The 19,672-nt window shown below is 32.1% G+C and carries 18 protein-coding genes; 13 read left to right on the top strand and 5 right to left on the bottom strand.

All coding sequences use genetic code 11. The features are described 5' to 3' along the window. Positions 1–804 carry a pyrroline-5-carboxylate reductase gene (gene proC / locus NZ853_08990; GenBank protein MCS7205820.1) on the bottom strand — a complete coding sequence of 268 codons (804 nt, stop codon included), beginning with the start codon at positions 802–804 and terminating at the stop codon, positions 1–3. A 102-nt stretch (positions 805–906) separates the two neighbouring features. Here proC and NZ853_08995 point away from each other — a divergent pair, with 102 nt between their 5' ends. Genes NZ853_08995 through hemE form a run of 8 tightly spaced genes read left to right on the top strand, consistent with a single transcriptional unit; the run spans position 907 to position 9,605 of the window. Then, positions 907–2,277: an anthranilate synthase component I family protein gene (locus NZ853_08995; GenBank protein ID MCS7205821.1), complete on the top strand. Its 1,371-nt coding sequence runs from the start codon at positions 907–909 to the stop codon at positions 2,275–2,277. After that, on the top strand, positions 2,274–2,867 hold the full coding sequence (locus NZ853_09000) for an aminodeoxychorismate/anthranilate synthase component II (protein MCS7205822.1): 594 nt from the start codon (positions 2,274–2,276) through the stop codon (positions 2,865–2,867). The genes NZ853_08995 and NZ853_09000 overlap by 4 nt, the downstream gene beginning before the upstream one ends. A 29-nt stretch (positions 2,868–2,896) precedes the next feature. Beyond that, a complete protein-coding gene (locus NZ853_09005) occupies positions 2,897–3,910 on the top strand; it encodes an N-acetylneuraminate synthase family protein (protein MCS7205823.1) in 1,014 nt (337 codons plus the stop codon). After that, the gene (locus tag NZ853_09010; protein MCS7205824.1) at positions 3,897–5,528 is read left to right on the top strand and encodes a diguanylate cyclase; all 1,632 of its coding nucleotides are present in this window, start codon (positions 3,897–3,899) and stop codon (positions 5,526–5,528) included. Before NZ853_09005 ends, NZ853_09010 begins: the two co-directional genes overlap by 14 nt. Beyond that, the gene (gene hemL, locus NZ853_09015; protein MCS7205825.1) at positions 5,525–6,823 is read left to right on the top strand and encodes a glutamate-1-semialdehyde 2,1-aminomutase; all 1,299 of its coding nucleotides are present in this window, start codon (positions 5,525–5,527) and stop codon (positions 6,821–6,823) included. Before NZ853_09010 ends, hemL begins: the two co-directional genes overlap by 4 nt. Further along, entirely contained in the window at positions 6,816–7,880 is a 1,065-nt protein-coding gene (locus tag NZ853_09020) for a HAMP domain-containing histidine kinase (GenBank protein ID MCS7205826.1), read from the top strand. Before hemL ends, NZ853_09020 begins: the two co-directional genes overlap by 8 nt. Beyond that, the gene (locus NZ853_09025; protein ID MCS7205827.1) at positions 7,873–8,592 is read left to right on the top strand and encodes a response regulator transcription factor; all 720 of its coding nucleotides are present in this window, start codon (positions 7,873–7,875) and stop codon (positions 8,590–8,592) included. Before NZ853_09020 ends, NZ853_09025 begins: the two co-directional genes overlap by 8 nt. Then, the gene (gene hemE, locus NZ853_09030) at positions 8,589–9,605 is read left to right on the top strand and encodes a uroporphyrinogen decarboxylase (GenBank protein MCS7205828.1); all 1,017 of its coding nucleotides are present in this window, start codon (positions 8,589–8,591) and stop codon (positions 9,603–9,605) included. Before NZ853_09025 ends, hemE begins: the two co-directional genes overlap by 4 nt. Here the strand turns inward: hemE and NZ853_09035 are convergent. Next, positions 9,600–10,559 carry an MBL fold metallo-hydrolase gene (locus NZ853_09035; protein MCS7205829.1) on the bottom strand — a complete coding sequence of 320 codons (960 nt, stop codon included), beginning with the start codon at positions 10,557–10,559 and terminating at the stop codon, positions 9,600–9,602. The genes hemE and NZ853_09035 overlap by 6 nt on opposite strands. Positions 10,560–10,611: 52 nt before the next feature. Here NZ853_09035 and NZ853_09040 point away from each other — a divergent pair, with 52 nt between their 5' ends. Together NZ853_09040 and ychF are read left to right on the top strand one after the other, a co-directional pair. After that, complete coding sequence (locus tag NZ853_09040) at positions 10,612–12,585, top strand: ATP-binding protein (GenBank protein MCS7205830.1); 1,974 nt, start codon at positions 10,612–10,614, stop codon at positions 12,583–12,585. 71 nt (positions 12,586–12,656) lie between these two features. After that, positions 12,657–13,760 carry a redox-regulated ATPase YchF gene (gene ychF, locus NZ853_09045; GenBank protein ID MCS7205831.1) on the top strand — a complete coding sequence of 368 codons (1,104 nt, stop codon included), beginning with the start codon at positions 12,657–12,659 and terminating at the stop codon, positions 13,758–13,760. 6 nt (positions 13,761–13,766) lie between these two features. On the opposite strand, the gene NZ853_09050 is transcribed toward ychF, so the two are convergent. Together NZ853_09050 and NZ853_09055 are read right to left on the bottom strand one after the other, a co-directional pair. Continuing rightward, positions 13,767–15,317, bottom strand: coding sequence for a methyltransferase domain-containing protein (locus NZ853_09050; GenBank protein MCS7205832.1), 1,551 nt, complete (start codon positions 15,315–15,317; stop codon positions 13,767–13,769). Next, positions 15,314–16,600: a hypothetical protein gene (locus NZ853_09055; protein MCS7205833.1), complete on the bottom strand. Its 1,287-nt coding sequence runs from the start codon at positions 16,598–16,600 to the stop codon at positions 15,314–15,316. Before NZ853_09055 ends, NZ853_09050 begins: the two co-directional genes overlap by 4 nt. A 122-nt stretch (positions 16,601–16,722) precedes the next feature. Here NZ853_09055 and NZ853_09060 point away from each other — a divergent pair, with 122 nt between their 5' ends. Next, positions 16,723–17,526 (top strand): class I SAM-dependent methyltransferase, encoded by an 804-nt coding sequence (locus NZ853_09060; protein ID MCS7205834.1) that lies wholly within the window; start codon positions 16,723–16,725, stop codon positions 17,524–17,526. A 10-nt stretch (positions 17,527–17,536) separates the two neighbouring features. On the opposite strand, the gene NZ853_09065 is transcribed toward NZ853_09060, so the two are convergent. Beyond that, positions 17,537–18,364 (bottom strand): enoyl-CoA hydratase-related protein, encoded by an 828-nt coding sequence (locus NZ853_09065; protein MCS7205835.1) that lies wholly within the window; start codon positions 18,362–18,364, stop codon positions 17,537–17,539. 44 nt (positions 18,365–18,408) lie between these two features. Between NZ853_09065 and NZ853_09070 the strand changes: the two genes are divergently transcribed. Together NZ853_09070 and NZ853_09075 are read left to right on the top strand one after the other, a co-directional pair. Further along, positions 18,409–19,038 (top strand): hypothetical protein, encoded by a 630-nt coding sequence (locus NZ853_09070; protein ID MCS7205836.1) that lies wholly within the window; start codon positions 18,409–18,411, stop codon positions 19,036–19,038. Positions 19,039–19,059: 21 nt separating this feature from the next. Beyond that, positions 19,060–19,671, top strand: a complete 612-nt coding sequence (locus NZ853_09075; protein ID MCS7205837.1) for a YceI family protein — start codon at positions 19,060–19,062, stop codon at positions 19,669–19,671. The last annotated feature ends 1 nt before the right edge of the window (position 19,672 follow it).

Below are 19,672 nucleotides of genomic sequence, written 5' to 3' on the forward strand. Positions count from 1 at the left end.
TTACTTTCCTAATTCTTTACTCCTTAAAGTTGCTTGATGAACGGCTTCTATGAGGGCGTATTTTATGGCATATTTTTCTAAAGAAACCAAACCTTCTATGGTTGTTCCCGCAGGGGAAGTGATCTTTCTTTTTAAATCCGCAGGATGAAGAAACTGTTGATTTTGTTGGTATTCTTCTAAAAGTAATTTTGCTGTGCCCATCAAGATATGTAAACTAATCCAATAGGCTGTTTCATAGGAAAAACCTTCTCGAATGCCAGCTTCAATCATCCCATCTAGAAAAGAAAGAACAAAGGCAGGTCCAGAACCCCCAAGGGCAGTAAAAGCATGCATCATTTCTTCGTTATTTAGAATCAGAGTTATTCCCACTTGATCGAAGATGGTCTTTGCTATTTCGACAGTTTCAGGATTTTGTGAGTATATAGCTGAGACAGAATGTTGAACGATTGTGGCTATGTTGGGCATTACTCTTGCAATCTGAGTAAGCTTAGGATTCCAACTAAGTATTGTTGACAAAGAAATTCCAGCAGCAACAGAAATATAATGTTTTTGGTTTTGCGGATTTTTACACTCCATCACGACATTTTTCATGTCTTTGGGTTTAACAGAAAAAATGACGACTTCGGCTGAGGATTCCAATTCTTCAATCGTTTTCGTTTTTTGAATTTGATCAGCAAACGAGAAATTTTTTACAACTTCTTCTTGAATATCATAATAATAAATTCGAACATCTTTTTTTTTTGTAATCAACCCTGCGGTTATGCCTTTTGCTATGTTTCCAAAGCCAATGAAACCAATTTTCATTTCGAACCATGTTTTTATAAAAGAACTTTGACTCAAATGATTTTTAAACAAACAACAAAAGAAACTTGTTAAATACTCTATAGAAAAAAATTTGTAAAAAAAATGAAATTACCCGACATTCAAATCCCACAGAAACCAGAAATCCTTCCATTGGAACATGATATCGATTTTTTGGGTCTGTTTGAAAAGATTGACTCAGAATTTTCGTATTGTTTTTTTTTAGAGTCCCTTGGTGATAGAACCCCTCATTCACGTTATTCAGTGATTGGCTTCGATCCAGAAGCTGTCATTGTGGGAGAAAGACATCTTCTTCGTTGGATCAAGTCAAATGAAAGGATAGAAATAGAAACAAAAAATCCATACGACTATTTAGCAAGTTGGTTTCCTAAAAATAAGATTTCAAAAACCTACTCAGGAGGATTGGTAGGTTATCTTGGTTATGATGCAACTGTTTATTTTGAGCCAAAGCTGTCATTAAAACCTCACCCTAATTTTCCCCTCTTTATGTTTGGTTTGTATCTTGATGGTTTAGTTCATGATACCTATACAGGAGAAACCTTTTATTTTTTTTACAAAGAAAATCGCATCAAAGAGATTCTTGAATTAATAAAAAAACCAGCACCTCATCATTCACTGAAGGTCCGATTTCTGCAACAAAGTGTCACCCAGGAGAAGCACAGAGAAATGGTTCTTTTAACGAAAGAAGAAATCTACAAAGGAAATACCTTTCAATGTCAAATTGGATTCCAAAAAAACTATGAAGTTCAATCAAATAGTTTAATCCCTTTTTATAAACAATTAAGAATCATCAATCCTTCACCTCACATGTTTTATTTGAAGTTTCGAGATAAATATATTGTCGGAGCAAGCCCAGAACTCATTTTTCGATTGCGAAATGGAGAAATGGAAACCTTTCCTTTGGCTGGCACCATCCATCGAGGAAAGACCTACGAAGAAGACATCCAATTAGCACGTAAACTTTTGAATGATCCCAAAGAAATTGCCGAGCATAATATGTTAGTAGATTTACATCGAAATGACTTAGGACGTGTAGCAAAACCGGGCACCGTAAAAGTTCGTCATTTAATGGATATAAAAAAATTTAGTCATGTTCAGCACATATCCAGTGAAGTCGTAGGATTAATAAGAAATAACCTTACAATGTTTGATGGTTTAGCAAGTGTTTTCCCTGCAGGGACTTTATCAGGAGCTCCAAAAATTGAGTCTATGAAAATCATAGAACGGATTGAAGATTCACCTAGGGGACCTTATGGTGGTGCTGTTGGACATTTTGGATTTGATGGGAATTGTACTTTTGCTATCCCTATACGAACGTTTTTTGTTTCTGGGGAATTAGGATTTACCCGTGCCTCCAGTGGGATTGTATATGACTCTGTGCCCGAAAAAGAATATGAAGAAATCCAAAGAAAATTGAGTGCATTAGATAAAAGTCTTGAGGTTTTTACGTCATGAAAGTGTTAATTATCGATAATTATGATTCTTTCACTTATAACCTTTATCAATATGTAGCTGAATTACTCGAGGATAGCCAATCCATTGTCGATGTTTATCGAAATGATGAAATCACAATTTCAAAAATTCTCCAAAAGAATTACGATAAAATAATCATTTCACCAGGACCAGGGCATCCAGCCGATCCTGAATATTTTGGGGTTTGTGCAGATGTGATAGCACATCTGTCTAAAGATATACCAACATTGGGCGTATGTTTAGGAATGCAAGGGATAGCTACAGTCTTTGGAGGAAGGGTAGTGCCAGCGAAAGTACCTATGCATGGAAAGACATCCAAAATTTGGCATGATGGAAAAGGAGTATTTTTAAATCTTCCACAAAATTTGACAACCATGAGGTATCATTCTTTGGTTGTAGAGAAAGAAAGCTTGCCTGATTGTTTGGAAATCACTTCTCTGAGCTTAGATACCGACGAGATCATGGGATTACGTCATAAAGAATATCCATTAGAGGGGGTTCAATTCCACCCTGAGTCTTTTGCCACAGAAGGTGGAATGCAAATGCTTGCTAATTTTTTATTTGAAAGATAAGTTATTCAAAGTTGAACAATGAAATCAATATGAAGACAGAATATTTTGATTTTGAAAATCAAAGTTTGCCTTATGTCATTGCCGAGATTGGTATAAACCACAATGGAAATGAAGATTTAGCCATTAAAATGATTGAGCAGGCGGCAAAAGCAGGAGCCAATGCGGTTAAGTTCCAATTATACAAAACAGAAAATTTTATAGAAAAAAAGGCTTCTTTGCCCTTAGCCTTCGAAGGTTCCTTATTTGATTTTTTTCAAAGATATGAATTTCCACAAGAAGTATGGATGAAACTAAAGAAGGTTGCTCATCAAAACAAAGTGGATTTTTTGTGTTCCGTTTTTGATGATGAGTCGTTGCGATTTTATCACGAAAAACTAAACTCTAAAATGATCAAAGTTGCATCAACGGATATCAATAATTATTTACTTTTAGAAAAGATAAAGGAATTGAACTATCAGTTTATATTATCCACAGGAGCTACAGAAGAACAGGAAATTGAGCAAGTGGTAGAACGATTTGGAAAACCTTTTGCGATATTAGAATGTGTTTCAAACTATCCAAGTCAAACCCAAGATTATTTGTTAAGTTTGCTTCCTTATTGGGAAAAGAAATATGAATGTTTAGTTGGAGTTTCTGACCACACCTTGGACCATAAAGTTTCTTTGATTTCTGTTTTATTTGGAGGAAGACTCATTGAGATTCATTTTACAATAGATAAAAAATTATCAGGACCCGATCAAAAATTATCAATTACTCCCAAAGAACTCAAGAAGTTAAAACAAGAAATAAAAATTTATAACCAATTAAAAAATGAACCCATTAAACTCCCAAAGCAATCCGAAGAAAATGTTCGGATGTTTGGACGCCGTTCTCTTTTTTATAATAAAAATTTACAAGAGGGTTCCATTCTAAAAAAAGAAGATCTGATTGCTCTCAGACCCGGAGGTGGAATTCCTCCCAGTGAATATGAGCATTTTATTAACAAAACCTTGAAAAGAAACGTAAAGAAAGGAGAGCGCTTGCATTACTATGACTTTTTTTAAAAGCGAGTATGCCTTGGTTGAATTAGATGAAGAATTAGTTAAAAAAATCCTATATCATGTTGATATTCCTTTTGTAGTTTTCGATCAAGAATTGAAAATTCTCTATGCCAATGAAAGATTTTATCTTATATTGAAGTTTGAACCAAACGAAATCATTGGAACAAAGATTGATATCAATTCCCGTCATATCAAAGATGATTTCTACTTTTTTTTGTTGAATGCAAGGTTCAAAAGTTCCCAGCGAGATTATACGATTCAAACCCCATTAAACATCACTCCTTTTGAATTGAAAAATCAAATCTATTATTTAGGCACTATTCATAACGCTTACTATGATACATTAACGGGTTTTCCGAATGTTTCTATTTTTAAGCTGAACTTGGAGAAAGCCATTGCCAATGCAAAAAGAAAAAACCATGTCTTGGCAGTTCTTTTTATTGATGTGAATAATTTTAAATTTATTAACGATAACTTTGGACATTATATAGGTGATAAATTAATACAAAAAATTGCAAGTATCTTAGAGTCTTCTCTAAGACATGGAGACTTTATTACAAGAAAAGGTGGTGATGAATTTTTGATGCTATTAAATGAACTTTCAAGCAAAGAAGAAGCAGTTCTTATTGTTCAGGATATGCTAAGAATTCTTGATAGTCCTGTTATTGTTGAAAATCAAGAGATTTCGGTTTCATTAAGCATTGGGATTTCTTTTTATCCCTATGATGGCGAGCAAGCTCAGGAACTCATCCAAAAAGCTGATTATGTCATGTATAGAGTAAAAGAAAAAAAACAGAATTCTTTTGCACTCTTTACAAATGAATTAGAAAAAGAGATGCAATTAAGAAATCAGATTGAAAAAGAATTCTTAAATGATTATTATGATAATTTTAAGAACTTTGGGGTAGTATATCAACCCATATTTCGCTATCTTTCAAAGAATAAGTTTTATCTTGATTCTTTTGAAGTTTTTTTTCGTTGGAATCGCAGAACTCAAAATGAGTTCGATACAAAGACTGCATTGGAAGTAGCAAAACAAAAAGGTTTTTTGTTTGAAATTGAAAAATTTGTATTTTTAAATGTTTTAGAAACTTTCAAGCAAATTGGGAAGTTGACCATTCCCATTCATTTTAATATATCCGATAGAATGTTTTACGATGCAAATTTTATTAGTTTTATCATAGAAAAAATTACTGAATACCAAATATCTCATGAATTTTTTGTTTTAGAAATCAGCGAAACTACGTTGTATAAAAATACATCATACAGTTTAAATATACTTTCTGTTTTAAAAGAAAAAGGCTTTGTAATTTGTGTTGATGATTTTATGAGTTCACAAACGGATGTTAAACTCTTGTTCAAAACTAAGCCTGATTTTTTAAAAATCAATATTCAAAGTTTTTTGAGTTTGAATGATGATTTTGAGTTCTTACTCGAGATCATTGACTCAGTTTCTATGGTACTGAAACCTAAAATCATAGTCAGTAAAATTGAAACAAAAGAAGTTTTACTTCGATTACTCCAATCAAAAAGATTTCAGTTTTTTCAGGGTTTTTATTTGGGTAAAATCTTGAATTCATCTCAAGTTTTCGATTATTTGAAAAAAAGGAGTCGGTTATGAACATTACCATTAACATAGAAAAAAGTCAAGAGTTATATAATGAAGCTCTGAGGTATTTACCGGCAGGTGTAAATAGTCCTGTTCGAGCATTTCGACAAGTAGGAGGAACTCCTATCTTCATCAAAGAAGCAAAAGGATGTTATATTATAGACGTAGACGATAATGAATATTTAGATTTTTGTAATTCATGGGGTGCTATCATTAGTGGTCATAGACACGAAAAAATCATACAAGCCATCAAAGAACAAGCACAACATGCTTTGACCTTAGGGATTCCCAATCCATTAGAGGTCGAAATCGCAAGGAAACTCGTTGATCGAATCCAAAAAAAAGTCCCATCTTTGCAAAAAATTCGTTTTGTGAATTCTGGAACTGAAGCCGTCATGAGTGCGATTCGGTTGGCTCGAGGTTATACCAAAAGAAATAAAATCATCAAGTTTGAAGGTTGCTATCATGGGCATGTTGACTCACTTTTGGTTAAGGCTGGATCAGGACTTGCCACTTTTGGACAACCCAGTTCTGCAGGAATCCCAACGAGCTTTTCTGAACACACAATTGTTCTTCCTTTGGATGACGAAGATGCTATTCGTAAGACATTTGAAAAATATCCTGATGACATCGCATGTGTGATTATCGAACCCATACCCGCAAATCATGGGCTCCTTCTTCAACGAAGGGAATACTTAGAGTTTTTGAGGGAGATTACGAAAGAATACCAGTCAGTTTTGATATTTGATGAAGTTATTTCTGGCTTACGAGTTAATTATGAAGGAGCTGCGGGATATTATCACATTGAACCTGATCTTTTAACTTACGGAAAAATTTTAGGGGGTGGGTTGCCTGTGGGAGCTTTTGGTGGGCGAAAAGAAATCTTTGACCTTATCTCTCCGGATGGTCCTGTTTATCAAGCTGGGACTTTGAGTGGAAATCCTTTAGCCATGGCTGCAGGGATTGCTCAGTTAGAACTCTTAACAGAAGAATTCTATCAGGATTTGGAAGAAAAAGGTAGATATTTAGAAGAAAATTTAAAAAAGATTTTCATGGAGAAATCCCTGCCATTTCGTGTGGTTCGAATAGCTTCTATTTTTTGGATTTACGTTGGAGAGAACCCACCTCGTAGAGCTGATCAAGTATCCAGTGAGAGTATGAAAATCTATGCAAAATTCTTTCATCATTGCCTTCAACATAATGTCTATTTAGCCCCTTCTGGATACGAAGTTGGATTTCTGAACTCTGCCATGACCTATGCGGATTTGGACAAATTCTTAGAAGTTGTAAGAAAATTTTATGTTTAAGATTACAAAAGAATTCAGTTTTTATGTGATTGCTTTGAACGTCTTAATCATTGTCCAAGTTGTTTGGTGGATAATCTTTTTTTTTGGGATTTTAAGAGAATACCAAAATATTCTCGAAGTCAAAGAAGCCATTTTGTTGTCTTATCTAAATCACAAAGAAATTGAAATACCTGATTTTGTGTATTTCGACGAGGGAGAAAAAATCTATAAAATCAAATCCGAGCATGAGCTAGCCAATCAAATTAGATTTAAAGGATATAGAAACATGCTACTTTGGGAAGGTGGTTTTTTTGCTTTCGTCTTGATTTTGATTTCTTTTGTCATGATAAAAAGCTATTTGAAAGAAAAAAAAACATTAGAAGAGAAATTATTGTTTTTAAATAGTTTTACTCATGATCTAAAAACCCCTTTGGCAGCAGTCAAACTCAACTTGCAAACCATGAAAAAGAAATTTGAAGATCCGTTATTTTCTGAACTTTTGAGCTCTAGCTTAGAACAATTGGAACGTCTGAATCAAAGAATTTCCATGATACTTTTGAATAAAGAAATGAATTATCTCAAAGAAAATGGTATATACAAAATTCAGTTTTTATCAATCCTTCAAGAAGTTTTGTCTGACTTAGAAAAAATCATAATAGAAAAAGATGCAAGGATAACTCTACAAAACACTTCTAATCAACAAGAACTACATTTAAAAATATCTCCTCAGTGGTTTTATTTTATATTGAAGGAATTAATCACAAATTCATTGAAATATTCCCATAGGGGAGTTCAGATAGAAATTTCTTTTCAGTTTATAAAAGCTTGGTGGAGAAAAAAATTCGTAATAAAAATAAAAGATGATGGATGGGGTATTAACGAGAAAAAAGGGTTTTTGCTTTTTGAACCTTATCAGCGTTTTCATGATGTTCAAACTCAAACCCAAACTATTGAAGGGACCGGCTTAGGTTTATATTATATCAAAGAAATTTTGAGCAAAACCAAAGGAAATATCACATGGAAAAGATTAAATCAAGGTTCTGAATTTCAAATAGAATTTTCTTACTACTATGAATAGCAAACCTAAGTATAAAATACTCTTGATTGAAGATGAAGATGCTATTCGAAAAGCACTAAAACTCAATTTAGAAGAAGAATTTATTGTAAGTAATTATAAAAGCGTCGAAGAATTTTTATCTAATGAAAGCAATTTTTGGGAAGAATTTCCATATGATTTAGTGATTTTGGATATCATGCTTCCTGGAAGGCTCAATGGTTTGGATTTTCTGAAGCAGATAAAGTCTCGCTGGGATAAACCAGTGATTATCATCACAGCTCGTAATCGTTTAGATCAAAAGTTAGAAGCCTTTGACTTAGGAGCAGATGATTACATAACAAAACCTTTTGAATTAGAAGAATTAATTGCTCGAGTAAAAAGCAAATTAAAAATAAAAAAACATCACAAGATCAAAATTGGCGATGCTATCGTAGATTTTCATAAACAAGAAATCTATAAAATCTCAACAAAAGAAATCATTCCGTTAACCAATAAAGAAGCTGGTATCTTATATTTGCTATACGAAAATAAGGGAAAACCCGTCTCAAGGGCAGATATTTTAGAGAAATTGTGGCCTAATGAATATCCCACTAATCGCACAATTGATAATTTCATTCTCAGATTACGAAAGGTGTTAGAACCTGATCTTTCTAATCCCAAGTATATTATCACTAAACATGGAAAGGGTTATGAACTTTCGGATGAAGTAAGAGTATATCAGGAATCCTTATGAGAATACTAAAAGCTCTGCAAAAACAGCCTTTAGATAGAGTTCCGTATTGGTTCATGCGACAAGCGGGTAGATATTTGCCTGAGTATCATCAAGTTAAAGGTTCAGAAAACTTTTTGTCGCTAACTAAGAATATAGAAAAATCCATCGAGATTTCCCTTCAACCCCATAAGCGTTTCGATGTGGATGGTGTGATTATTTTTGCGGATATTCTAACTCCCCTTGAGGCATTGGGCATTTCTATAGAATTTCGAGAAACAATTGGTCCAGTTGTTCAATTTGATATTTTTCATCCTGAGCAACGCCAAAAGTTAAAACAATTTGATCCCGAAAATCAAGTTGCTTTCATAAAAAAAGTCATTCAAGGAATAAAGAATTATCGAGATTCCCGTAGTCCCGAAACAGGCATCATTGGTTTTGCAGGAGCTCCCTTTACTTTGCTGAGTTATTTGATTGAGCGAAAAACATCCAAACAATTCGAAAACACAAAAGAATTCATGTTTAACTTTGAGGATTTATATCATGAAGTCATGATGGATTTAACTTCTATTACGATTTCTTATCTTAACCATCAAATTGACTCAGGAGTAGATGTAGTTCAATTGTTTGATAGTTGGGGTGGTTATCTTACTTTTGATCAATATCATGAATTTGTTTTTCCCTATATGAAAAAAATTATTGATGAAATCAAAAGAAAGATTCCCGTAATTTTGTTCGTTGGGAATCATGCGCACCTAACTTCTCTTCTTGTAGAATTGAAGCCATCGTGTTTGAGTTTGGATTGGCGTATTGAACGCTTTGATGATATTCCTGATGATATCGCCATTCAAGGAAACATGGATCCTTTGATACTACTTGGAAAACAAGGAAGAGTGACTCACGAAACAACTAAAATCTTAGAGAGGTTTGCTCGTAGGAAAAATTTTATCTTCAATCTTGGTCATGGGATGAATCCTCATACTCCTTTACACAATGTTGAAGCTATGATAGAAACAATTCGGAACTTTCGTTTATAAATCAAGTTCAAAACTTTCATATGCTATAAAAATCTGTAAAGAATGGGAATTATCGTAATCGACTATATCTTTATATTTAATAGCCTTTTGATAAACTTGATCAATCATTTCATCGTTGTATGATGGATCATGATGAAATAAAATCAAATTTTTTACGTTGGCTTTTAGTGCTAAATCGGTAGCAATATTAGCAGAGCTGTGCCCCCAGTCTATTTTCATGAGTAGTTGTTCATCAAGCGTATATTGTGTATCAAAAACTAAAACATCAGCATCGGAAAAAAATTCGATGTAGCTATCTAAATCTTTATTATCGAAGCGAAATTCTGCATCGGAAGAGAAAACAAAAATTTTATCATTTTCTTGGATTTTGTATGCATAAGAAATTCCTGGATGTCGAAGTGCTTTTGAGTTAATCTTTAAGTCATAGATTTGGAAAACCTCTCCTTCTTTATGGATGTGGAAATACTTTGTAGCTTGCATCTGATCAAAACTTACAGGGAAATGTTCAAAATGATTTTGATATCGTAATCGTTCTTCTATGTCGGGATGAATTCCATGGAAATGGAATATATTTCCTTTAACGTATAGGGGTTCGAAAAAAGGGATTCCTTGAATATGATCCCAGTGGGAGTGGGTCATCAAAATATGAGCAATTCCTTTCCCATGACGAAATCCTTCATTCATGAGTGATTGTCCTAATTCCCGCATTCCAGTGCCACCATCGATGATAAGAATTTCGTTCTTTGAGGTTCGAACTTCTATACAAGTCGTATTTCCACCATAGGTAGAGACCATGGAAAAAGGCAGGGAATTGATAAAGTTTTCAATTGATTTTTCATCTAAAATATCTGAGGGTTTTGCAAGAGAGAGAACTTTTTTTATTTTGGATTTAATCATATGACCTTTGATGGGAGAAGGGATAGAACCTCTAACACCCCAGAACCGAATTTTCATATTAAACTAATTTTAGTTGTATGAAATTTTTGAAAAGAAAAAATGAAAATGAATGGATAAAACTTTCGACCTCTTTGAAATATACAAAAACGTTTTTGATCATGGTGATTTAGCAATATTTGTATTCAAGGTTATAAAGAAATCAGAAGATTATGATTATCAATTTTTATTAACCAATCAAACCCACCAAAAATTAACGGGGATCACTTTAAAAGAAATCCAAAACAAATATTTAATGGAACTTAAATCGATTGTTCCTACAGAAGAACTGAAAAAAATAAAAGAACATTATGATACTTGTGCTCGAGAAAAGAAAATGATCGAATACGAAGAAGAAATAATCATAAAAGGAAAAAAGACCTATTGGTTTACAAAGTTGACTCCTATTCTGCATAATGGCGAAGTAGATATCATCATAGGAGCCTCAATTGATATTAGTAAACTAAAGCAATATGAAAATACCATTATCAATCAATTGAGTATTCTTGATATCTTAGTTAAAAATACACCTGTTGGTATTGCTATTACTGATAGTAATTTTCATATCATTTTTTATAATCCGAGGTTTTTAAAAATCTGGGAATTGAATGAAGAAACACTTAAAAGTGACAAACAAGTATTTTTTCATATGCTAAAGCAGATCAAAAACCGTAAAAAAGTTTATCCAAAGATCATGGAAGTAGTGAATAAAAGAAAAATTGGAACAATTAGATACATAAGATTGAAAAACAAAATCATTGAGTTCTTAATAATTCCTATGTATCATGATCAAACTTTTTCAGGTTATTTTGGTTTTTATAATGATGTAACAAAAGACTATGTTTATAAAAAACGATTGAAAAAAATGTTAATACAACTGAGACTAGCGAATAAAAGTAAAAGTGAATTTTTAGCAAATATCAGCCATGAACTACGAACACCATTAACTACTATCATTGGATTGACAGATATAATCAAAAATCATATCAAAGAGTCAAGTCTTGCTAAATACATTTCCATAATTGAGGAATCTTCTCAGGTTTTATTAAACATCATACAGGATTTACTTGACTTATCTTCAATTGAATTAGGCACAGTCAAGATACAAAATCAGCCATTTCTATTAAGTAAACCGATTGAACTTTTGATACAAACTTATAAGATGCATTGTCAGAAGAAAAACTTAAAATTCTTATATACCACCAATTTAGAAACTTTTCCTTTTGTTTATGGGGATGAAAAGCGATTGTATCAAATTATCAATAATTTGCTATCGAATTCTTTTAAATTTACAAATGTTGGCTTCATACATCTTAAAGTTTTTGCTAAGGAACAAAATGAAGATGAAATCAAAATCCATATCATAGTTGAGGATACAGGGATTGGTATTCCAGAACATCGTTTAGATGAAATCTTTGAAAAATTTAAAAAATTTGATGAACTAAATGTAAATCCTCAAGGAACAGGTATAGGTTTAGCTATAGTAAAGGAATTTGTAAAATTAATGAATGGAAATATCTCCGTGCAATCCAAAGTAGGGGTAGGAACTTCGTTTGAAATCCTTTTACCTTTTAAAAAATACAAAGAACCAATTAATGTCAATGTTGCTGAACAGACTGTGGAAGAAATCTTAGAGACTTATAAATTTTTGCTGGAAAATAAAAAGATCCTCATTTCCGAAGATGCGATAGAAATTCAATTATTGTTAAAAAAATACTTAGAAAATACAGGTTTGAAATATGATATTGTATCTAATGGGATAGAAGTCTTAGAAAAGATCAAGAAAAATACCTACGATGTCATTTTGTTGGATTTACGTATGCCAATTATGGATGGTTTTGAAACCTTCAGGCAAATTGATAGTAAAATCAAAAGTAATACTCCTATAGCTGCTTTGACTGCTTATTCATCAGAAATTGATATAAGAAAAACAAAAGAATTAGGTTTTACAACCCATATCAGTAAACCAATAAAAAGAAAAGATTTGATTCTCAAAATCATAGAATTGTTAAAAACGAAAGAAAGGATTACTCAAAATCAAAAGTAGTATTGGATTTTATGATTCTGAAAAAATAGGTTTTTATTTGACCCTAAATAGATTTCTGTAGTTTCGAAATTATGTCTTTGAAATGTGGGATTGTAGGTTTACCGAATGTAGGGAAGTCAACTATCTTTAATGCTTTGACGAATGCTGGTGCGGCTTCTGCGAACTATCCTTTTTGCACTATTGATCCTAATTTTGGAGTCGTTGAGGTTCCCGATAAGCGATTGTGGAAATTGGCAGAGGTTGTGAAACCGAAGAATGTAGTCCCTACGTATATGGAGTTTGTAGATATTGCTGGTCTTGTGGAAGGAGCTCATAAAGGAGAAGGCCTTGGAAACCAATTCCTATCCCATATTCGAGAAACTCATGCTATCGCTCATGTAGTTCGTTGTTTTGATGATCCTAATATCATTCATGTCAAAGGAAAAGTAGATCCTTTGTATGACATTCAGGTCATTCATTTAGAGCTCATCTTAGCAGATTTAGAGTCATTAGAAAAACAACTACAAAAATTAGAAAGAAAGATCAAAGGCAACGACAAAGAAGCCAAGGCAAAATACGAGTTGGGTAAAAAATTTTATTCTGTTCTTGAGCAAGAAAAAAAAGCAAGAACATTGATCTCAGACTTAACTGAAGAAGAAATACGATTAGCACGGGATTTTCACCTTTTAACGTGGAAACCAGAAATCTATGTTTTAAATGTAGATGAGGGTTCCATCTCTAATGGCAATGAAATGACTCAAAAAGTTATCGAAAAAGCCATAAAAGAAAATACTGAATTTGTGATTGTATGTGGTAAGATCGAAGAAGAACTTTCGGTATTATCAAAAGAAGAACGAAAAGAATATTTAGAGTCCTTAGGGGTGCAAGAATCAGGATTGGAAAAATTTATATTAGCTTCTTATCGTTTGTTGGATTTGATTACTTTTTTTACTGCAGGTGAACAAGAAGTTCGCGCTTGGACCGTCAAAAAAGGAACCAATGCAAAAGATGCTGCTGGTGAAATCCATTCTGATATTGCTAAAGGCTTCATAAAAGCCGAAGTCATTTCTTATAGTGATTTTGAAGAGTTTGGTTCATTACAAAAAGCAAAGGAAGCAGGAAAACTACGCTTTGGAGGAAAAGATTACCCCATACAAGATGGAGATATTTGTTATTTTCGATTTCACGCAGGGTAAAATTTTTTATGTCTTTTCCATGATGAACGAAATGTGAGCTGAAAATTTCCTCAAAGAAGATGTTTCTAAAAAAGCTTCTATAGGTTCAAAGATTTTTAAAAGAAATTTGGGAAGAAAATCTGGTAAAAAAGTAAAATATTCAATTTTAATAATAGAAAACATAGAAAGCGCAGAAAAATTCTTCAACAAAGAAATATCAATCCAGATTTCTGTTCCTTCATCAATTGATTTGATGAGGGGGAAGATATAGCTTATATAAAAACGAAAAAATGGATTTAAAACATTAATTTCATGGATGATTAATTTTCCTTTGGGTTTCAAAACCCGGTAGAACTCATTTAAAGCTTTGATTTGTTCTTCCTTTGTGGGTAAATGATGAAGCACATTGATTGTATAAATAAAATCAAAATATTCATCAGGAAAAGGGAGTTCTGTGATGGAGCCATGAAAAAGATTTGGATTTTTTGTGAGTTCTTTTGCTTTTTGAAGTTGTTTTTCTGAAAAATCAATGCCATACATTTGGTATCCTATGTTCATCATTTCTTTTACATACCAGCCTTGACCACAGCCCGCATCTAGACCTTTGGCGTTTTTAGGAACTGAGTTCGTAATGATATCAATCTTTTTTTTTAGCACTCGTTCTTTGATGTGCTGCGGGATTTGCTCTTCGTATTCTTCGGCAATTTGATCAAAATGGGTTTCTTTTGAAAAGAGTTGTTTACGAAAGAAAATCAAAAAAAGAAACGCAGTTCCAATAGCAACCCAACTGGTAGAAATTTTAATTAGAAAAACACTGTATATTGTGATATCTTTAGGGATTGGGGTTTGTAGAAGAAATTCAATTAACTTCTCACTTGAGATATACACGCCCGTAGGGAAAATCGCCAATAGGTTCCCAAGATTCATGATAGATAAAGAATAAAGGGAAATATCTATGGGAAATTCAAGGTTGAAACTACCTATAGCCAAAGGGAAAACCCAAGAAGTGAGGAACCAAATCATGACTGTATAAGATAATGCAAAAAAAATCCCACTGACGAAAAAGACATCTCGATAAAGATGCTGATATCGAAAATAATAATGCAAAGCAAAAGAAATCACGGAAGTAAAAAGAAAGAAAAGAAATATTGTTAAATAAAATTTATAAAAAAAATAAAATAATAAAATAACAATAAAATCAAGGCTCAAGTCCAAAAAAAACACAAAAATCCCACGAAATTGTTTTGATTTAAAAATAGGAATTAATCGTAAAAGATAAAGAAAATAAAAGGGTGTTAGATTCCCAATATATGAAGTAAAATAATAACTTAATAATTCCCTCGATGGTATGTAAATAAAGTAAGTTCTTAAAAGAAAATTCCATCGGAAGAAGCGGAGAGTTAAGTTGAACAAAGTTAAAATTGGGATTAGCAAGAAATATCCATTTTTAAGATTTTGTATCAAACCCAAGAAAGATACATCGTATTGTTGGAATATATAATGGGTAGAATAACTTCCCATGAAAAAAATTATCACGAGAAAACCTAAAAAGATGATTCTTGGATGGAGCTTTATCATTGAAGAATATAAAATTCACCTATTTTTTTTAAGAATAGATATCGGGGAATCAAAAATAATGTAATCAGAGTATTTAAGAATAAGAATCCGTAATCATTATAATTCTCGATAAGGTTGAGAACTTTTATTGCTATAATCCACAAGAAAGAAAAAGCATAAATACGATAAATATTATCAAAAGCCAACCAGTATTCGTAATCTACAATAGCTATCGATAAAACAGTCAATACGATAGGCACTGAGAATAACCATCTTTGGATTTCTGGATTTTGTAAGTTGCTTAATGATTTTGGAAGAGGAAAAAAATTCTTCAGGTTAAAAAGAAGCAAAATCCATAAAATCAAAACAAGTCCATTAGATATCCACTTCGAAATCTTAAAATCTGTAATCATTTCTGTGATTACATGGAGCATAGTCGAAAGAGGAATACGTATTCTCTGAACATGGGATTGAATAGAACCTAATGATATGATGTAGGGATCATCTCCAATACGAAATTCCACTATAATATACCATAAGAAAAAAAACCATAAAGGGAAAAAAGAAAACATAACTCCAATTTGATTCTTGTTAATCTTCATGATGATATACATGGGGATTAAGAAAAACAAAATGGTTTCTTTTGTTAGAGATAGAAAAATCAAAATTAAATAGGCATAGTGAGTGTATTTAAAGTTACCTTGTTTTTTCTCAGGTGATGTAAGACTTAGTTCAGAAGAATGGAAAAAATAAACAAACATAACAAATAAGCTGATAAAAAGATTATCTCCAATCAATAAAAGAATTGAGATAATAGAGAAGGGATTAAAAAGATAAAGGATTGCGATGTATTTTTGGTTTTGTGGTAAAATTATGTGAAGCATTTTTGTTGAGATAAAAAGTAAAACGATATTAATAAATATAACCCAATAAGTGTACAGTTCCCAACCATAGATGGCTGGAACAAACCCATAAACAAACGAAGGAAAAATTCTCAAAAAACGAAACTCAGAAGAATCCAAGTATAAAAAAAAGACTTCTTTTTCATAGATATAGCGAGCAATGTAGTAAAAAAATTGACCATCATAGCCTTCATTCTTTAAAACTACCATGTCTTTAAATTTCATTCTGTCATTCAATTGTATGAACTCTTCGTGAATGTGAAGAAGCAAATTCCAGTTGAATTCGGCTTGCTTTGTGTAGAAAATAATCAAGAGAATCATCATGGCTAAATAAATCGTATAGAAGTAATACAAAGGGATTTTGGATATAATTTCTTGGATTCTTTTCAAGGCATTCGTCATAGAACCATAATATTATGGAATTCTTTTCGTCAATACATTGTATCTAAGAAAAGAGTAGTTAAGTACTAAGAAAGAATAATAATTGACCAAAATGATAATAAAGAATTCTCTTTCTTATTGTAATGTTAGAACAACTAAAAAACCTTTTCAAGAAATGGAAAGAAGGCACTGAATATTTGAACTATGGGAGAGAAATTATCCAGAATTGGGCTTATGATCATATTCTATATCGCTATCAGAAATTCCAACAAAAGGAGTTCGTTTTACTTGATCAAGGCTGTGGGCATGGCGATGATTTGTATTTGATCAAAAGAAAAATAGAATCAGATAACTCCTTAAAGGAGCTGACTTTAAAACTATATGGGATTGAAAATTTTCTACCCTTCATTGAGGAAGCAAAAAGTAAAGGGATAGAAATATTTAATATTGATTTAGAGCATGATGTGTACCCTTTACCGAAAGGGAGTGTGGATATTTTGATCACAAATCAAGTTTTGGAACACACAAAGGAAATTTTTTGGATCATGGAACAATTTGTTCAACTGGTCAAGCCTGATGGGATTTTGATTATTGGGGTTCCCAATTTAGCGAGTTTGCACAATCGGATTTTACTTTTATTGGGAGAACAACCCTCGGTCCAGCAATCCTTGAGTGCTCATGTTCGAGCTTTTACTTTGCCAGATTTGCGTCGTTTAGTGGAATGGAATGGATACTTTAAATTTATAGAACGAAAAGGCTCAAATTTTTATCCATTTCCACCTATTATCAGCAAGCCATTGGCGAAAGTCTTCCCTTCCTTTGCTTGGGGTTTGTTTGCAAAATTCCAACGAACTCACAAGCATGGTAGCTTTTTAAGTTTTTTAGAAGAAAATTTTTTAGAAACACCCTTTTATGGCTCACCACAAAACCCGGCCAAAAGAAGTTAAGAGAAATTAATTATTCATTTCTCTTTTTTTGTTTTTTGATAAAATTTTCGATGATACTACGGAATTCCTTGCTATCAAGGAATGTAGAATTCCACAGAGCTACGTAATTCATGCCATCGAGAGTATTGTGAGTTTCCATGTAATTTAAAACTTGTTTAATTCCCCACAATACTATTGAAGGATTACTTGCGATTTCTTCGGCTAATTGGATGGCTTGGGGAAGTAAGTCCTCTTCTTTTTCGACAATCTTTTCGAACAATCCCATTTCGAAGCATTCTTCGGCTGTGAAATCTCGTCCTGTATAAGCCATCAGCTTGGTTGCACCAAACCCAATGATAAAAGGAAGTCGATTGAGACTTCCCATATCTGCTACAATTCCAACTTTAGTTTCTCTTAATGACACAATTGCGTTTTTTGAGGCAATTCGCAAATCACATGCTGCAATCAAATCCAGTCCACCACCATAACAATGTTTATGAACTGCAGCAATGTATATTTTCTTCCCAGTGATGATTTTCTTCAAACCTTCTTGCATTTTCAAAATGGTTTGAAACAAGGTTTCTCTATCCTCAGCGCTCTGGCTTTGAATAATGTCTTTGAACTTATCATAAAATTCCACTAAATCCAATCCAATTGAAAATGATTTTCCTTTCCCTGCTATGATAGCAACGGATATATTGGAATCATTTTCGATTTCTTCTATTACACTGGGTAATTCTATCCAAAATTGCCATTCTAGGGTATTCCTTGTATTCGGTTGATTGAGGTAGATTATAGCCGTTTTTTTATCATATTGTTTTTCTACTTGAAAAAATTGAAATTCCGTTTTATTTTGCATAGTTAAGAAAGACATTTTATTTTGATTTATAAATCAATGAATTTATGAAATTAGAAGAATTAGAAAGCATAATTCTCGATGCAAGCTCAAGTTTTAGAAGGTATCAGTTAATAGAAGAACTTTCTGAAGGCATATCTAAAAATCGTGATATCTTAAATCAACTATATTACTTGTTATCCAATAAATGTAATTCCTTTGATAATATAAAAGCTAATAGTGTATTATGTTCATCTTGTATACATATTTTGATACAATCAAAAAGACCAGAAAGTTTATTTTTACTGATTCAGTATATCAAATCGCTACCCGTTCAAATTCCTATTACATATGTAGAATTCTTGGGAAAGCTACTTCCTTTTTTTGGAAAAATTGTAATTGGACCTGCGAAAGAGTTAACTCGATATCCAGATGGCACACCACAAAAAGCAATAGGTATCCAGATACTCTGTAATCTTTTTTTGGATGGATTATTAGGAGAAGAAAACTATATGTATTTAATTGATTTGACTCAAAATTATCAAAATGACCCATATTTTACAAAACATTTATTTGATTTAGTGAAATCTACGAATGAATATCATAACTTTATCAAAAGTAAGAATCTTTATGAAATTGAACCACAAGATGATATTATAATCGATGATACGATAATCATTGAAAAAAATTCAAGTTAGTTCCTTACCAACAATAGCTCAATGTCAAACAAATTAAGTTCTGTTTATTTCTTCGTTTCATGGATGCTTTATTATTTAATATTAGAGTTCAATTTGGATAGCTTGCATAGTAAACCGATAATTATTGATGGAAGAACATATAATATTGATTATAAGAATTCTTTTATTAAATTTAAAGTTGAGACAATTGTTTCGTCTGTAGTCAATGGGCAAATCAATGAGTTTTATTTGACATCAAGTAAGCAAGTATCAAACTATAAAAAATCATCGCTTTTTATTTTTAACATAAAATCGAAATCAATCAAAATAGGAAATTTATACATTGATGAGGCTATTCAATCAGAATATTATCTTGATTCCAAAAACCATCCAAATATAACTGTGAAAATTTTAGAAATGCAGCCAACGAATATTCTTAAGAATTTTTACTATATTACTTATAGCATTCAGATCAAAAACATAGAAAAACAATACAGAGAAATTTTCTATTATCAAAGAAAAGGTAATCAAATTATCATCAAAGGAATAGCAAATATTCCAAAAGATGATTTTTTCAAATGGAATTTGATTTTAGATTTTGTTTTTAAAGAAAATATTCAGATAGATTTTTTAATCATCCTGAAAAAAGTCTAAT

This window comes from Leptospiraceae bacterium (genome assembly GCA_025059995.1).
GTDB lineage: Bacteria > Spirochaetota > Leptospiria > Leptospirales > Leptonemataceae > SKYB61.

What these genes read in the sequence shown, in the direction of transcription:
- NZ853_09060 (MCS7205834.1), top strand. Translation starts at nt 16,723, where the DNA reads ATGTTAGAACAACTAAAAAACCTTTTCAAGAAATGGAAAGAAGGCACT.
- hemE (MCS7205828.1), top strand. Translation starts at nt 8,589, where the DNA reads ATGAGAATACTAAAAGCTCTGCAAAAACAGCCTTTAGATAGAGTTCCG.
- hemL (MCS7205825.1), top strand. Translation starts at nt 5,525, where the DNA reads ATGAACATTACCATTAACATAGAAAAAAGTCAAGAGTTATATAATGAA.
- proC (MCS7205820.1), bottom strand. Translation starts at nt 804, where the DNA reads ATGAAAATTGGTTTCATTGGCTTTGGAAACATAGCAAAAGGCATAACC.
- NZ853_09065 (MCS7205835.1), bottom strand. Translation starts at nt 18,364, where the DNA reads ATGCAAAATAAAACGGAATTTCAATTTTTTCAAGTAGAAAAACAATAT.
- NZ853_09035 (MCS7205829.1), bottom strand. Translation starts at nt 10,559, where the DNA reads ATGAAAATTCGGTTCTGGGGTGTTAGAGGTTCTATCCCTTCTCCCATC.
- NZ853_09055 (MCS7205833.1), bottom strand. Translation starts at nt 16,600, where the DNA reads ATGACGAATGCCTTGAAAAGAATCCAAGAAATTATATCCAAAATCCCT.
- NZ853_08995 (MCS7205821.1), top strand. Translation starts at nt 907, where the DNA reads ATGAAATTACCCGACATTCAAATCCCACAGAAACCAGAAATCCTTCCA.
- ychF (MCS7205831.1), top strand. Translation starts at nt 12,657, where the DNA reads ATGTCTTTGAAATGTGGGATTGTAGGTTTACCGAATGTAGGGAAGTCA.
- NZ853_09005 (MCS7205823.1), top strand. Translation starts at nt 2,897, where the DNA reads ATGAAGACAGAATATTTTGATTTTGAAAATCAAAGTTTGCCTTATGTC.
- NZ853_09025 (MCS7205827.1), top strand. Translation starts at nt 7,873, where the DNA reads ATGAATAGCAAACCTAAGTATAAAATACTCTTGATTGAAGATGAAGAT.
- NZ853_09040 (MCS7205830.1), top strand. Translation starts at nt 10,612, where the DNA reads ATGGATAAAACTTTCGACCTCTTTGAAATATACAAAAACGTTTTTGAT.
- NZ853_09050 (MCS7205832.1), bottom strand. Translation starts at nt 15,317, where the DNA reads ATGATAAAGCTCCATCCAAGAATCATCTTTTTAGGTTTTCTCGTGATA.
- NZ853_09000 (MCS7205822.1), top strand. Translation starts at nt 2,274, where the DNA reads ATGAAAGTGTTAATTATCGATAATTATGATTCTTTCACTTATAACCTT.
- NZ853_09010 (MCS7205824.1), top strand. Translation starts at nt 3,897, where the DNA reads ATGACTTTTTTTAAAAGCGAGTATGCCTTGGTTGAATTAGATGAAGAA.
- NZ853_09070 (MCS7205836.1), top strand. Translation starts at nt 18,409, where the DNA reads ATGAAATTAGAAGAATTAGAAAGCATAATTCTCGATGCAAGCTCAAGT.
- NZ853_09020 (MCS7205826.1), top strand. Translation starts at nt 6,816, where the DNA reads ATGTTTAAGATTACAAAAGAATTCAGTTTTTATGTGATTGCTTTGAAC.
- NZ853_09075 (MCS7205837.1), top strand. Translation starts at nt 19,060, where the DNA reads ATGTCAAACAAATTAAGTTCTGTTTATTTCTTCGTTTCATGGATGCTT.